Origin of the sequence: Amycolatopsis silviterrae (genome assembly GCF_042684085.1) — a bacterium.
GTDB lineage: Bacteria > Actinomycetota > Actinomycetes > Mycobacteriales > Pseudonocardiaceae > Amycolatopsis > Amycolatopsis silviterrae.
Genome location: NZ_JBHUKS010000004.1, coordinates 284156 through 297142, shown reverse-complemented (window position 1 = coordinate 297142; position 12987 = coordinate 284156). Strand labels below are relative to the sequence as shown.

Genomic DNA, 12987 nt, shown 5'->3' with positions numbered 1-12987 from the left:
TTTTGGGCGGGGCGGCACTCCCTTGGGGAGTGCCGCCCCGTTTCGTTTTGGCCTCTGCGACTCCGCGGCCGCTTCCACACTCCGCGGCTGCCTCCGCAGCTTCGCGGCTGCCTCCGCATTCTGCGGCTGCTTCCGCAGCTTCGCGGTTGCCTCCGCATTCTGCGGCTGCCTCCGCAGCTTCGCGGTTGCCTCCGCATTCTGCGGCTGCTTCCGCAGCTTCGCGGTTGCCTCCGCATTCTGCGGCGGCCTCCGCAGCTTCGCGACGGCCTCCACAACTCCGCCTCGTGTTGGCTTCCACAACTCAGTTCCGCGGCTGCCTCCACAACTCCGCGGTGCTGTGGACAACTGCGGTCGAGGACCGGGTCCCGGGTCGCGGGGCCGATAGAATTGGGCTGGGGCGTCCCCCCGTGGAGGGTGGGGGCGCAATGCCGGGGACTTGAGCCGGGCGGCCCCAGCCTGCTGACCCTCCATAAAGGACATTCACGTCGGCGATATGCCTGTTTAACGCCAGCGTGCCTGTTTATTCAAGTCTGTGAGGGTTCCCCTCGCAGACTCTGATTCCCTCAGGGTGCCCCTCACGGACGACACACCCAGCTCCGCCCGCCCGCGCGGCCGGAGCAAGCCAGCCCGGTCCGCCAGTCGCTTCCGCCTGGGCGGACACGCTTCAGCTGCACCCATGACGCCGCCTGAAGTCCCTGGCATTTGGGCCCGGTCAGGCCGTGAAGCCGCCGTCCACCGTGATCGACGTTCCCGTCAGGTACCGGCCGTCCGGGCCGGACAGGTACGCCACCGCCGCCGCGATGTCCGAGATGTTTCCGTAGTGGCCCAGCGCGATGTGCGCCAGCTGGTCCCCGGAATGCGGGCCGTCCGCCGGGTTCATCTCGGTGTCCGTCGAACCCGGGTGGACCACCGTCGCCGTGATGCCGCGAGCCCCCAGGTCCCGCGCCAGTCCCTTGGCCATCCCGTTCAGTGCAGCCTTGCTCGCCGAGTACAGGCTCATCCCGACGAACGGCGTGCGTTCGGCCAGATCGCTGCCGATCGACACGATCCGCCCGCCTCGTTTCATGTGCCGCACCGCCGCCCTGGCCGCCACGAGCGGTGCCTTGACGTGGATCGCCAGCGTGCGGTCGATCATCTCCGGCGTCAGGTCGTCGATCGGCGCCGCCGGGAACACTCCGGCGTTGTTCACCAGCACGTCCAGCCCGCCGAGTTCGGCCGCGGTCTGGTCGACCGCGCCGGTCATGGCGTCCGCGTCCGCGGCGTCGGCCCGCAGCGCGAGGCCGCGGCGGCCGAATTTCTCGATCGACGCGACCACCTCCGCCGCCCGGTCCGCGGCGCGTTCGTACGTGATCGCGACGTCCGCGCCGTCCTCGGCCAGCCGGAGTGCGATCCCCGCGCCGATCCCGCGGCTTCCGCCGGTGACCAGTGCGACCTTGCCGTCCAGGGTGCCCATGCCCCCACCTCTTTCTGTAGTGATGACTAAATAAATAGCCGCGTACGATGGGCTGGGTCAAGACTTCTGTATCGCTCACTAAAGAAGGTGGTCCATGTCACCCCGCGGCCGCCCGCGTGCGTTCGATCGCGAGCACGCGCTCACTCAGGCCATGTTCGTGTTCTGGGAGCGCGGCTACGAGGGTGCGTCGCTGGCGGAGCTGACCGAGGCGATGGGGATCAAGCCGCCCAGTCTGTACGCGGCCTTCGGGGACAAGGAGGCGCTGTTCCGCGAAGCGGTTGCGCACTACCAATCCGCATATGGGCAGCACACGATGCGCGCGCTGACCGAAGAGCCGACAGCGCGCGCGGCGATCGAGGCGATGCTTCGCGACAACGCTTGCGCGTACGTGGAACCTGGCCACCCCAAGGGCTGCATGGTGGTTCTCGCGGCTACCAACTGCACGCCGGCCAATGCGTCCGTGTGGGAGTTTCTCGCTGCTTCGCGCGACGAAGTGCGACGACAGCTCTTCGCACGCCTTCGCCGCGGCGTGGAAGAAGGCGACCTCGCGGCCACTGTGGACATTGACGCGTTCGGCGAGCTTTACGCGACTGTCTTTTATGGACTGACCATGCAGGCGCGGGACGGCGTCAGCCTTGCCTCGCTGATGGCCGTGATCGATCTAGCTCTTTCGCTGTGGCCCGAAAACGGCGGAGGGGCGACGTCCACTGTGGACATCGCCCCTTCCGCGCCGTGAGGGAAGTCAGATGTGCGCCATGGTCAGCGCGCGTTTGTCCTGTTTGATGATGTGGTCTCGTTCCGATTCGGACAGTCCGCCCCAGATGCCGTAGGGCTCGTGCACGGCGAGCGCGTGCTTGCGGCACATCTCCAGCACCGGGCACGACAGGCAGATCGCCTTGGCCCTGGCCTCGCGCCGCGCCCTCGCCGGTCCCCGCTCTCCGTCCGGGTGGAAGAAGGATCCGCTGTCCATCCCCCGGCACGACCCCTCCAGCTGCCAGTCCCACATGTCTGCGTTGGGGCCGGGGAGCCTGCGCGTGTCTGCCATCCTGACCGCCTCCGTCATCCGGTCGATGCCATTAGCTGCTCTGCTGTGGTGCCGATACTCCATTCGGTGCAACGGCGGTAACGTTAGAAGCGCGCCAATAGTTGTTCAATAGATCGGCGGCGATTCAGCCGTTAGGCATCCCCCAGATGTGTGAGCAGGGCTTTTGGCTCGGGTTGCCGGGACCGCGAACGGCCTGGATATTGACCGGGTGGGATCCGGATCGAGCGATGGAGAACCCACCCTGCCGGTGGCCTCGGTCGCCCGCCGGCTCGGTGTCGCGCCGTCCACCCTGCGTACTTGGGACCGGCGCTACGGTCTCGGTCCCAGCCGGCACACCGACGGCAGGCATCGCCGCTACGGCAGCTCCGACATCGGCCGTCTCGAACTGATGCAGCGCGCGTTGCTTCGCGGAGCTTCAACCGCGGAGGCCGCGCGGTACGCCCTGGAGCAAATGCCGCGCGCGGACGTCGTGCCCGCGCCTGCGGAGCCCGCGGACGCAATGGAAGCGAAGGCGGCGGCTGACGACCTCGAAGTCCCTTCGCGACTCGCGCGTCGCCTGAGCACGGCGGCGTTGGCCATGGATGTCGGTGCGGTGCAACGCATGCTCGTTGACGCCATCGGCGAGCTAGGCGTGCTTCAAGCGTGGTCCGGGGTGATTGACCCAGTACTCACTGCGCTCGGCGCGCGGTGGCGAGGCGTGCACGCGGGCGCGGAAGTGGAGTACCTGCTCGCCGAGTGCGTGTACGCGGCGTTGGTGCGCGCGACGCCGGTTCTCAACGAGCCTCGCAACCAACGGCCGGTTCTTCTCGCGTGCGTGCCGGAGGAACGGGACAACATGCCCGTGTACGCGCTCGCGGCTGCTCTCGCGGGACGGCGGATCGGCGCGCAGCTCTTCGGCATCGCGCTGCCGCAGGAGGTACTGGCGGTAGCGGTACGACGAAGCGCGCCGGCCGCGGTGGTGCTGTGGGCGAATCGCGCGCCCGCGGACCCGAGGCTCTTCGCACGCGTGTCCCGCGGACGGCAGCGGACCCGGCTGTTCGCCTGCGGTCCCGGCTGGGATCCCGCGCTGCTGCCGCCGAAAGTCGAACTGCTGGCAGATCTTTCCGCGGCGGCGGACCGCGTGGAGCACGTTCTTGTCGGTGCTCCACGCTAGAAAGGTCTGGTGGACGAAGAAGCGCTGACGGCCCTCGCGTTCGGCTCGTACGCCGGGCCGGCGGACCCAATACCTCGCGACGGCTCGCCAAGGCAACGCCTCCTGGCGGCAATCGTGCTGGGTGCCCGCGGCCGATACGCGGCGGCTGCGGAGTTGCTCGACCAGCTTCGGCGGGGTCGGGATCCGTTGATGGCTTCGCTGGCGGCGAGCACGCTCGCGTCGCATCGGCGGCAGTTGGGCGGGCATGTGGCGGCTCGGAAGCTGGATGGGGAGGCGTTGCTGGCGGTCGGACTGCGCGGGCCGGGGGAGCGCAGGCCCGGGACGGCTGGCGGAGGCTCGGGAACGGCTGGCGGCGGTTTGGCCGCTGGCTCGGGCGGAACTGGCGCTGGTCGCTCGGACCGGGTTGATGCTGGAGCGGATTCGACTGCTGCGGGCTCGGGCTCGCGGGCGGCTGGTGCTGGCTCGGGCTCGCTTGGCGGTGGCTCAGGTTCGGCTGGCACCGGAGCTGGCTCGGCTCCTTCCAGCGCCAATCCAGCAGCCACCGATCCACAAGCACCAACCCCACCCACCGCAGGCCTCACAGCAAGCCCCGCCAACCCAAGCCCCACTGCCCCCGGCGAAGACCCCCACGGCCTAGACCTCCAGGGCGCAAGAGCCGACGCCCTCCTCGGCCTAGCCGCCGACAACCTCGCCCTCGGCCGCATCTCCGCCGCTCGCCGCCTGGCCGTCCGGGCTGCCCAAACCGACCGGCGCTGGCGGGCGACCGTCCGGGGCGGCTGGGTCGGTGCCGAGATCGAACTCGCCGCCGGACAGCCCGAAGCCGCCGTCGCTCCGGCCCGCCTCGCCTACGAGACCGCCGTCGCCCGTCACGCTCAGCGACACGTCGTCAAGTCCGGCATCGTCCTCGGCGTCGCCCTGCTCGGCGCCGGAAAACCAGGCGCGCGCGAACTCGTCCTCGCAGCCCTCGCCGACGCCGAAAAACATGAACTCGATTCACTTACCTGGGTGGCCACGCGCGTCGCCGCGGACCTGGAACCCGACCGGGCCGAGGAGTATCGATTCAGGAGCCGTCAGGTGTTGCACGCAGTGTTACGGCACGCGGATCCTTGCGTGATGCGCGTCGCACACGAATCACCGTGGGTGCCCGTCGGGCCCGGGTAGGCCTGCGGGAACGGGCGTTCCGGCATCCGGGCTAAGAAACTTCAAAAAAAGCCACCGGATCGTGTCAAGGTTCGGACTAAAGCGTCCGATAGGGGAAGTGGAATGTCACCCGGCTGCAGGAAGGAAACCCCGTGACGACGGTCTTGATCTGCGACGACCGACGCAGTGTCCGCGAAGGGCTCACCCGTGTGATGTCCGCGGTGCCTGGGGTCAGTCGCATCGACTGCGTAGCGCACGGTGACGAGCTGCTGGCCCGGTACACCCGTCAGCCGGTCGACGTCGTGCTGGTCGGGACGCAACGCGCGGTCCCGACGGGCGTCGAGGCCACCCGCCGGCTCGTCTCCGCGAATCCCCAGGCGAACGTCATCGTCTTCGGCGCCCCGGACGACGCGGGCAGCATCGCGGCCGCCATCGCCGGCGGAGCGCGCGGCTACCTGCGCTGGGACGCCTCGCGGCCCGAGCTGGTCGCCGCGCTGGCGCACACGCTGGCCAGCACCTCGGTGCCCGCGCCGCGCCAGCCGTCCGACCCTGGCGTGCAGCTCACCGAGCGCGAGCTGCAGGTGCTGCGCGGCATGAGCCAGGGCAAGAGCAACGGCCAGATCGGCCGCGAGCTGTACCTCTCCGAGGACACGGTCAAGACGCACGCGCGGCGGTTGTTCCGCAAGCTCGGCGTCCGCGACCGCGCGCAGGCCGTCGCGCACGGCTTCCGCCGCGGCCTCGTGTCCTGACCGACTACGAGCAGGCCAATACGGGACTTCCGATCCGGTTCCCGCGGTGACGAACGGGCCAGGGCGCGCTAGCCCTGGCCCGTACCTGTTGTCCTGGCCCGCTCCTGTCGTCGCCCGCGTCCCCACCGCGTGACGGCACTGCCCCGCACCCCGTCTGCCTGCGACAATCGCCGCCCGGCCGCGCCCGGCGCGCCGGTCACCACCTCTGGCGGTTGTCTGGTAGGACTCCGACGGTACGGTAGCTGTGACCGGCGCAGGACGGGGACGACCACGCGCCGGATTCTTTGCACGCCTACACGTAACGCTGGGACTGTTGTCTGCGATGGCCACTGTGGGGGATGGACTGGACGAGCCGGTCGCCGCCGCTGTCGAGGGAGACCCTCAGGCAGTGGAGCGGTTGCTGGCGGCCATTCGTCCCCTTGTGGTGCGGTATTGCCGTGCCAGGGTTGGCAGGCAGGAGCGTTCGTTCGCTTCGGCAGACGACGTTGCGCAGGAGGTGTGTCTCGCGGTGCTTACGGCCTTGCCTTCGTACCGTGACCAGGGCCGCCCGTTCCTGGCGTTCGTCTACGGCATCGCCCAGCACAAGGTCGCCGACGCGCACCGCGCCGCGGCTCGCAACCGGGCGGAGCCGGTCGCCGAGATCCCCGACGAGATCGAGGGCGGCGTCGGTCCGGAACAACGCGCTCTGCAGGGTGAGCTGAACGAGCGGATGGCGCAGTTGCTGCAGGTGCTGCCGGACAAACAGCGGGAAATCGTCGTCCTGCGCGTCGTGGTGGGGCTGTCGGCGGAGGAGACGGCGGAAGCCGTCGGATCGACGCCCGGCGCGGTCCGCGTCGCTCAGCACCGGGCACTCGCCCGGCTGCGCAAGGTGCTCGCCGCCGAGGAGGTGATCTGAGTGACTGATCGCGAAGACCGGGACAGAGACAGAGACCTGTCGCCTTCCGCGCAAGCGAGCGGACTGACCGGGTACGAGGCGGAAGCCGACGGGGACCTCACCGCGATCCAAGCCGACGACGCGCTGCTCGACGCGCTCGGCGGGACTGATCCGGCCGTTGCCGACGGGCTCGGAGACCAGGAACTGAACGCGCTGTTGCTCGCGTGGCGCCGCGACATCGACAGCGAGCCGCTCGCCGAGCTGGTCGACGTCGACACCGCGGTCACCACGGTGAAGACCGCGACGCTGGCGCGCAAATACCAAAGCCGCGGCCGTCGCCGCCGCTATCTCGTCCCGGTGGCCGCCGCCTGCGCCGCCGCGGCCATCGCCTTCACCGGCACCGGCCTCGCGGCGCGCGACGCCCAGCCCGGAGACACGCTCTGGGGCCTCACGAAGGTCCTGTACGCCGATCACGCCCGCTCGGTCGAGGCCGCCGCCGCGGCGAAGCTCGACCTGGAGAAGGCGAATCTGGCACTGGCCGACAACCGGCTCGCGGACGCCCGGCGCGCGCTCGCCGACGCGCAGGCCGCGCTCAACCAGGTCACCGACCAGGACAACCGCAACCAGCTCCTGCAGCAGCACCGCGAACTGGCCGCGCAGCTCGGCCAGCCGACGGCCCCGCCCGCGGATCAGAAGCCGTCGCCGCCGCCCGCCGCTTCACAGCCGCACGACCCGGTCAGCAGCGCTGCGCAGCCGCCCGGCCAGTCGACGTCGCTGCCGGGCACCGGGGGCGGTCACACGAACCCGCCGCCGGTCACGTCGGTCACGCCGCTTCCGCCGGTGACGTCCACGCCGAGTTCGCCGCCGCCCTCGCCGAGCGCCACGCCGAACGATCCAGGCACCGGCAGCAGCCCGCGCAACGAGTCGTCGCAGGGCGCGCAGGCACCGAACACCAGCGGCTCATAGGTTTCCCAGAAGGTCCCGGCACGGACAGTGCCGGGACCTTCTTCGTTTGCGGCGAGAGTCAACGGGAGAGGTGCGGTGCTGGTTTTCGGAGAGCCCTACGAGACGACCCACGGCACGGTGCTGATCACGGTCACCCGGCAAGGCCGTCGCGGCGGGCCGGGGCGCGCGGTCGGGCTGTACACGATCACCGCGGACGGCGTCACGTGGACGCCCGCGGTCGACGAGGGCCGGATCGCGCTGATCGGCGTGTGCACCGGTTTCGTGGCGGCGGCGTTCGCGACGCTGGCGATGGTGCACCGTCCGCCGTGGCCGAACCTGACCGAACGCGCGATGATCGCCCAGGCCGAGAGCATGAAGTACCGCCGTTGACGACGGTTGTCCACAAGTCGACACAGCTGTGGACAACCCCTGTGGACAACCTGGTCGGCGCACATGAAGAAGGTCCTGGTGGCCAAGCTCACCAGGACCTTCTTTTCAAGGCTGTTCAGGACCGAACGGTCAGTACGCGCTCTCGTTCGCGGTGACCCCGTCCGCGAAACCGCGGCAGTAGTCCCAGCTCACGTAGTCGGTCGGGTTCGGGTCGAAAGCCGGCTCGTGCGGGCGCATCCGGCCGTCGGACAGCAGCTGCTCCAGGCTCGCGCGCAGCAGAGTCCAGTCGTGATAGTGGGGTTCGTCGCACTCACCGCAGTCGACCACGATGCCGCGAACCCCGCGAGGCTCCAGCAGAGCCTGGTACACGGCGAGGTCGGACAGGTCGGCCAGCAGCTCGGTGCGCTCGTCCGCGCTGATCGGCTCTTCCAGGTGGTCGTCGGGGTCGGGGATGGCCCGGGCCGGATCGTCCGGGTCGTCCGCGAACGGATCGGGGGGCAACACATCGTGCGGCACGGCCTGCACGCTACCCGGCGGGCCACCCACCCGGGCCAGGGCCCCGGCCCGGATATCATGAGGGGAAGGCCCGACCACCCTCGGCCCACGCCAGGCACCGCTGCCCGCGACTCCAGCCCACTCCCGCCAGGAAGGCCCTTCGCCCCTCATGACCAGCGAAAGCATCACCCCCGCAGTGCCCAGCAAGTTCGCGATGCTCGGCTTGACCTTCGACGACGTGCTGCTGCTGCCCGCGGAATCGGACGTGGTGCCCAGCGCGGTGGACACGAGCACGCAGCTCACCCGCAACATCAAGCTCAACGTTCCGCTGGTCTCCGCCGCCATGGACACGGTCACCGAGGCGCGGATGGCGATCGCGATGGCCCGCCAGGGCGGGATCGGCGTGCTGCAGCGCAACCTGCCGATCGAGGAGCAGGCGGCGGCGGTCGAGGTGGTGAAGCGGTCCGAGGCGGGCATGGTCACCGACCCGGTCACCTGCGCCCCGGACGACACCCTCGCCGAGGTCGACGCCCTGTGCGCGCGGTTCCGGATCTCCGGCGTCCCGGTCACCGACGCCTCCGGCGCGCTCGTGGGCATCATCACCAACCGCGACATGCGGTTCGAGGTCGACCACACGCGCCTGGTGAGCGAGGTCATGACGAAGCCGCCGCTGGTGACCGCTCAGGTCGGCGTCACTGCGGAGGCCGCGCTCGGGCTGCTGCGCAGGCACAAGATCGAGAAGCTGCCGATCGTCGACGGCGCGGGCAAGCTGCGCGGCCTGATCACGGTCAAGGACTTCGTGAAGACCGAGCAGTACCCGCGTGCGTCGAAGGACCCGGACGGCCGGCTCATCGTCGGCGCCGCGGTCGGCGTCGGCCCGGACGGGCACAAGCGCGCGATGGCGCTGGCCGAGGCCGGCGTGGACGTGCTGATGGTCGACACGGCGCACGGCCACTCGCGCGCGGTCGTGGACACGGTGCGGCTGCTGAAGAAGGAACTGGGCGACACCGTCGACATCGTGGGCGGCAACGTGGCCACGCGGGCCGGGGCGCAGGCCCTGGTGGACGCGGGCGTGGACGGTGTGAAGGTCGGCGTCGGCCCGGGTTCGATCTGCACCACGCGGATCGTCGCGGGGGTGGGCGTGCCGCAGATTTCCGCGATCTACGAGGCCGACCAGGCCTGCCGTCCGGCGGGCGTCCCGGTGATCGGCGACGGCGGCATCCAGTACTCCGGCGACATCGCGAAGGCCATCGCGGCGGGCGCGTCCTCGGTCATGCTCGGCAGCCTGCTGGCCGGCACCGCCGAATCGCCGGGCGACCTGATCCTGGTGAACGGCAAGCAGTTCAAGGTCTACCGCGGCATGGGCTCGCTGGGCGCCATGCAGTCGCGCGGCGAGGCGAAGTCGTACTCCAAGGACCGTTACGCCCAGGACGACGTGCTCAACGAGGACAAGCTGGTGCCGGAAGGCATCGAGGGCCGGATCCCGTTCCGCGGCCCGCTGTCGAACGTGGTCCACCAGCTCGTCGGCGGCCTGCGCGCGGGCATGGGCTACGCGGGCGCGGAGACCGTCGCGGCGATGCAGGAGGCGCAGCTGGTCCGGATCACCGCGGCCGGGCTGAAGGAAAGCCACCCGCACGACATCACGATGACGGTCGAGGCCCCGAACTACACGACCCGCTGATCGACCCTGTTCGCCCGCGTCCCCTTCCCGCCACACTGGATCTCCAGGTGACGGCGAGGGGAGCGGGCGAATGCGGTTTTCCCGGAGGTTCGTGCTGACGGCGGCTACCGCGATGGTGCTCGGGGGAGGGGTCACGGCTGCTTCCGCGGCTACGACGGCTTCGCCGGACAGCTCGCTGTGGAAACGCACTGAGCTGTACTTCGGCACCTCGAAGCCCAACGGCGGCGAGGTGACCGACAAGGAGTTCGCGGACTTCTCGGCGAAGGACATCACGCCGCGCTTCCCGGACGGCTTCACCCAGTTCGCGGCCACCGGTCAGTGGCGCTCCGGCAGCGGCGCGATCACCAAGGAGCGTTCGATCGTGCTCGTCGTGCTGTACCCGCCGACGAACCAGCACGCGAACGCCGACCTCGAGGAGATCCGCACCGACTACAAGCACCTGTTCGATCAGGAATCCGTGCTGCGGACCGATTCCACCGCGCGCGTCTCGTTCTGAGCGCGGTTCCATCCGAGCAGCAGCAACGGCGTCGCCAGCATCAGCGCGCCCGCGAGCCCGAGTGCGCCGCGCGTTCCCAGCCAGGTCGCGACCAGGCCCCAGAGGAGGGTCAGGCCGGCGGTGCTGGCGCCGTTGCTGATCCGCCACGCGGACAACATCCGGCTCACGTACCCGTCTTCAGTCTCTTCGAGCCGGTACGTCGCGAGGACGGTGCTGTACGCCGCTGCGGAGACGATCAGGCCGAACTCCACCGCCATTACCCAGAACAGCCCGCCGATCCCGGTCGGCACGAACGCCAGCAGCACGACCCAGCACGTCCGGACCGCGCCGAGGATCGGCAGCAGGCGGACCCGGCCGTAGCGCGGCACCAGCTGGCGGGCGAGCCGGGAGCCGATCAAGCCGCCGAGGCACGGGACGCCGAACGCGAGCCCGTACTGCCAGGTCGGCAGCCCGAGTTCGCCGAGCAGCAGCACCGCCAGCAGTGGTGAGGTGGCCATGATCAGGCCGTTGACCAGGCAGGAGCTGACGAACAGCTTCCGGAGCCGGGCGTGCCGGAAGACGTAGCGCCAGCCCTCGACGAGGTCGGCGGATCGGAAGGCGGCAGGGCGGGCTGGTTTGGGCTCGCGGGTGCGGATCGTCGAGAGCGAGAACGCGGACAACAGGTAGCTGAACGCGTCGAGAATCACTGTGGCGAGCGGGCCGAAGAACCCGATCGCCGCGCCGCCCGCCGGTGGGCCGAGCGCGGTCGCGGTCCACAGCGTGGTCTCGAACCGGCCGTTGGCGGTGAGCAGGTCTGGACCAGCGGCGAGTGATTTCAGATACGCCCCGCTCGCCGAGGTGAACGCGATGTTCGCCGCTGCCACGATCACCGACACCGTCACGAGCTGGGCGAAGGTCAGCACGTCCAGCAGGTACGCGGGCAGCAGCGTGAGCAGGGCGGCGAACCGGACCAGGTCCATCGCGATCAGCACTGGCCGTTTCCGCCGGAATTCCACCCACGGGCCGAGCGGGAGCGCGGCCAGCGAACCCACCGCGAGCCCGGCTCCGGCCAGCAACGACACCTGCGCGGCACTGCTGTGCAGCACCCGTACCGCGATGATCGAGAAGGCGTCGAGAGCGAAGTAGGTGCCCGCGATGCTGACCGCGTACGCCAGCCAGAGCCGGTGAAAGTCCTTGCCCAGCGCCAAATCCGTCCCCCTCGTCCAGCGGGGGAGCCAACCATCCGGTGCCGCCGGTGGCAAACAACCGCGCGCACAACCGGTGGTTGTCGCCACGGCAACGGTCCCCCGCGCGCAGGTCACCCGTGCCGACTCGCGACAATGGACCGCGAAGGCGTCAGGCGCGAGAAGGGACATCACGTGCGGGATCTGGTCGAGATCGGCATGGGCCGCACCGCGCGGCGGGCGTATGACCTCGATGACGTGGAGATCGTGCCGTCGCGGCGGACGCGGTCCTCGTCAGTGGTGTCCACTGCCTGGCAGATCGACGCGTACCGGTTCGACCTGCCGCTGGTCACTCACCCGACGGACGCGATCGTGTCGCCGGGGACCGCGGTGGCGGTCGGCGAGCTTGGCGGCCTCGGCGTGCTCAACGCCGAAGGGCTGTGGGCCCGGCACGCGAACGTCGAAGAAGCGATCTTCCGGCTCGTCCGCGCGGCCGAGGACAGCGAGGACCCGGCCGCGGTCGTGCGCGAGCTGCAGGAGCTGCACTCCGCGCCGATCCGGCTCGACCTGCTGACCGAGGCGATCAAGACGGTCCGCGAATCCGGCGTGACGGTCGCCGCGCGGGTCAGCCCGCAGCACGCCGCCGAGCTGACGCCGGACCTGATCGCCGCGGGCGTCGAGATCCTGGTCGTGCAGGGCACGATCATCTCCGCCGAGCACGTGCAGCGCGACGCGGAACCGCTCAACCTCAAGGAGTTCATCGGCCGTCTCGACGTGCCGGTGATCGCGGGCGGCGTAAGCGACTACCGCACGGCCATGCACCTGATGCGCACCGGCGCGGCGGGCGTCATCGTCGGCCACGGTTACACCGAGGGCGTCACCAGCACCGACCGCGTGCTCGGCATCGGCACCCCGATGGCGACGGCGATCGTGGACGCGGCCGCCGCCCGCCGCGACTACCTGGACGAGACCGGCGGCCGCTACGTGCACGTCCTCGCCGACGGCGGCATCACGACGTCCGGCGACATCGCGAAGGCGATCGCCTGCGGCGCGGACGCGGTGATGCTCGGCGCCCCGCTGGCGACCGCGTCGGACGCCCCGGGCCAGGGCCTGTACTGGACGGCCGCGGCCGCGCACCCGTCGCTGCCGCGCTCGCGCGTGGTCGCCGGCCCGGACTCGGACTACGCGGTGGACCTGAAGACGCTGCTGTTCGGCCCGTCCTCGGACGCGGAGGGCGTGGTGAACCTGTTCGGTGCGCTGCGCCGCGCGATGGCTAAGACGGGGTACTCGGACCTGAAGGAGTTCCAGCGCGTGGGCCTGACCGTCCGCGGCTGACCTGCGCTCGGCTGTCCGTGAGGGGAACCCTGAAGGACTCTGATTCCCTCAGGGTTCCCCTCACGGAC

14 protein-coding genes are annotated in these 12987 nt (G+C 70.2%); 9 read left to right on the top strand and 5 right to left on the bottom strand.

Features of this window, described 5'->3' with window-relative positions; translation table 11 throughout:
* Window positions 1-712 precede the first annotated feature (712 nt).
* Entirely contained in the window at window positions 713-1453 is a 741-nt protein-coding gene (locus tag ACFSVL_RS05065; protein WP_378300928.1) for an SDR family NAD(P)-dependent oxidoreductase, read from the bottom strand.
* A gap of 94 nt (window positions 1454-1547) precedes the next feature.
* On the opposite strand from ACFSVL_RS05065, the gene ACFSVL_RS05060 reads away from it, so the two are divergent.
* The gene (locus ACFSVL_RS05060) at window positions 1548-2189 is read left to right on the top strand and encodes a TetR/AcrR family transcriptional regulator (protein WP_378300926.1); all 642 of its coding nucleotides are present in this window, start codon (window positions 1548-1550) and stop codon (window positions 2187-2189) included.
* A 6-nt stretch (window positions 2190-2195) separates the two neighbouring features.
* On the opposite strand, the gene ACFSVL_RS05055 is transcribed toward ACFSVL_RS05060, so the two are convergent.
* On the bottom strand, window positions 2196-2498 hold the full coding sequence (locus tag ACFSVL_RS05055; RefSeq protein ID WP_037816439.1) for a WhiB family transcriptional regulator: 303 nt from the start codon (window positions 2496-2498) through the stop codon (window positions 2196-2198).
* 247 nt (window positions 2499-2745) lie between these two features.
* Here ACFSVL_RS05055 and ACFSVL_RS05050 point away from each other — a divergent pair, with 247 nt between their 5' ends.
* A complete protein-coding gene (locus tag ACFSVL_RS05050) occupies window positions 2746-3651 on the top strand; it encodes a MerR family transcriptional regulator (protein ID WP_378300924.1) in 906 nt (301 codons plus the stop codon).
* 672 nt (window positions 3652-4323) lie between these two features.
* On the opposite strand, the gene ACFSVL_RS05040 is transcribed toward ACFSVL_RS05050, so the two are convergent.
* Entirely contained in the window at window positions 4324-4635 is a 312-nt protein-coding gene (locus ACFSVL_RS05040) for a hypothetical protein (RefSeq protein ID WP_378302031.1), read from the bottom strand.
* Window positions 4636-4943: 308 nt separating this feature from the next.
* Here ACFSVL_RS05040 and ACFSVL_RS05035 point away from each other — a divergent pair, with 308 nt between their 5' ends.
* The 4 genes from ACFSVL_RS05035 (at window position 4944) to ACFSVL_RS05020 (ending at window position 7749) form a co-directional block, all read left to right on the top strand.
* Complete coding sequence (locus ACFSVL_RS05035; protein ID WP_020662719.1) at window positions 4944-5540, top strand: response regulator transcription factor; 597 nt, start codon at window positions 4944-4946, stop codon at window positions 5538-5540.
* A gap of 322 nt (window positions 5541-5862) precedes the next feature.
* Window positions 5863-6435 carry a sigma-70 family RNA polymerase sigma factor gene (locus ACFSVL_RS05030; protein WP_009072423.1) on the top strand — a complete coding sequence of 191 codons (573 nt, stop codon included), beginning with the start codon at window positions 5863-5865 and terminating at the stop codon, window positions 6433-6435.
* The gene (locus ACFSVL_RS05025; protein WP_378300922.1) at window positions 6436-7380 is read left to right on the top strand and encodes an anti-sigma-D factor RsdA; all 945 of its coding nucleotides are present in this window, start codon (window positions 6436-6438) and stop codon (window positions 7378-7380) included. It begins immediately after the preceding gene.
* 75 nt (window positions 7381-7455) lie between these two features.
* Window positions 7456-7749: a hypothetical protein gene (locus tag ACFSVL_RS05020; RefSeq protein WP_378300920.1), complete on the top strand. Its 294-nt coding sequence runs from the start codon at window positions 7456-7458 to the stop codon at window positions 7747-7749.
* A gap of 129 nt (window positions 7750-7878) precedes the next feature.
* Here the strand turns inward: ACFSVL_RS05020 and ACFSVL_RS05015 are convergent, their stop codons facing one another.
* Window positions 7879-8274 (bottom strand): DUF5319 domain-containing protein, encoded by a 396-nt coding sequence (locus ACFSVL_RS05015; protein WP_009072430.1) that lies wholly within the window; start codon window positions 8272-8274, stop codon window positions 7879-7881.
* A 139-nt stretch (window positions 8275-8413) separates the two neighbouring features.
* Between ACFSVL_RS05015 and guaB the strand changes: the two genes are divergently transcribed.
* Both guaB and ACFSVL_RS05005 read left to right on the top strand, forming a co-directional pair.
* Complete coding sequence (gene guaB, locus ACFSVL_RS05010) at window positions 8414-9925, top strand: IMP dehydrogenase (RefSeq protein WP_378300918.1); 1512 nt, start codon at window positions 8414-8416, stop codon at window positions 9923-9925.
* Window positions 9926-9995: 70 nt separating this feature from the next.
* Window positions 9996-10421 carry a DUF3574 domain-containing protein gene (locus tag ACFSVL_RS05005; RefSeq protein WP_378300917.1) on the top strand — a complete coding sequence of 142 codons (426 nt, stop codon included), beginning with the start codon at window positions 9996-9998 and terminating at the stop codon, window positions 10419-10421.
* On the opposite strand, the gene ACFSVL_RS05000 is transcribed toward ACFSVL_RS05005, so the two are convergent.
* Window positions 10373-11608 (bottom strand): MFS transporter, encoded by a 1236-nt coding sequence (locus ACFSVL_RS05000; RefSeq protein WP_378300915.1) that lies wholly within the window; start codon window positions 11606-11608, stop codon window positions 10373-10375. The two genes, ACFSVL_RS05005 and ACFSVL_RS05000, sit on opposite strands and share 49 nt — an antisense overlap.
* Before the next feature lie 171 nt (window positions 11609-11779).
* Here ACFSVL_RS05000 and ACFSVL_RS04995 point away from each other — a divergent pair, with 171 nt between their 5' ends.
* Window positions 11780-12919, top strand: coding sequence for a GuaB3 family IMP dehydrogenase-related protein (locus ACFSVL_RS04995; protein WP_378300913.1), 1140 nt, complete (start codon window positions 11780-11782; stop codon window positions 12917-12919).
* Window positions 12920-12987: the final 68 nt, after the last annotated feature.

Bases quoted from the DNA above. Each gene is read 5' to 3' on its own strand.
- ACFSVL_RS05065 (WP_378300928.1), bottom strand. From the start codon at position 1,453: ATGGGCACCCTGGACGGCAAGGTCGCACTGGTCACCGGCGGAAGCCGC.
- ACFSVL_RS05060 (WP_378300926.1), top strand. From the start codon at position 1,548: ATGTCACCCCGCGGCCGCCCGCGTGCGTTCGATCGCGAGCACGCGCTC.
- ACFSVL_RS05055 (WP_037816439.1), bottom strand. From the start codon at position 2,498: ATGGCAGACACGCGCAGGCTCCCCGGCCCCAACGCAGACATGTGGGAC.
- ACFSVL_RS05040 (WP_378302031.1), bottom strand. From the start codon at position 4,635: ATGTTTTTCGGCGTCGGCGAGGGCTGCGAGGACGAGTTCGCGCGCGCC.
- ACFSVL_RS05030 (WP_009072423.1), top strand. From the start codon at position 5,863: ATGGCCACTGTGGGGGATGGACTGGACGAGCCGGTCGCCGCCGCTGTC.
- guaB (WP_378300918.1), top strand. From the start codon at position 8,414: ATGACCAGCGAAAGCATCACCCCCGCAGTGCCCAGCAAGTTCGCGATG.
- ACFSVL_RS05005 (WP_378300917.1), top strand. From the start codon at position 9,996: ATGCGGTTTTCCCGGAGGTTCGTGCTGACGGCGGCTACCGCGATGGTG.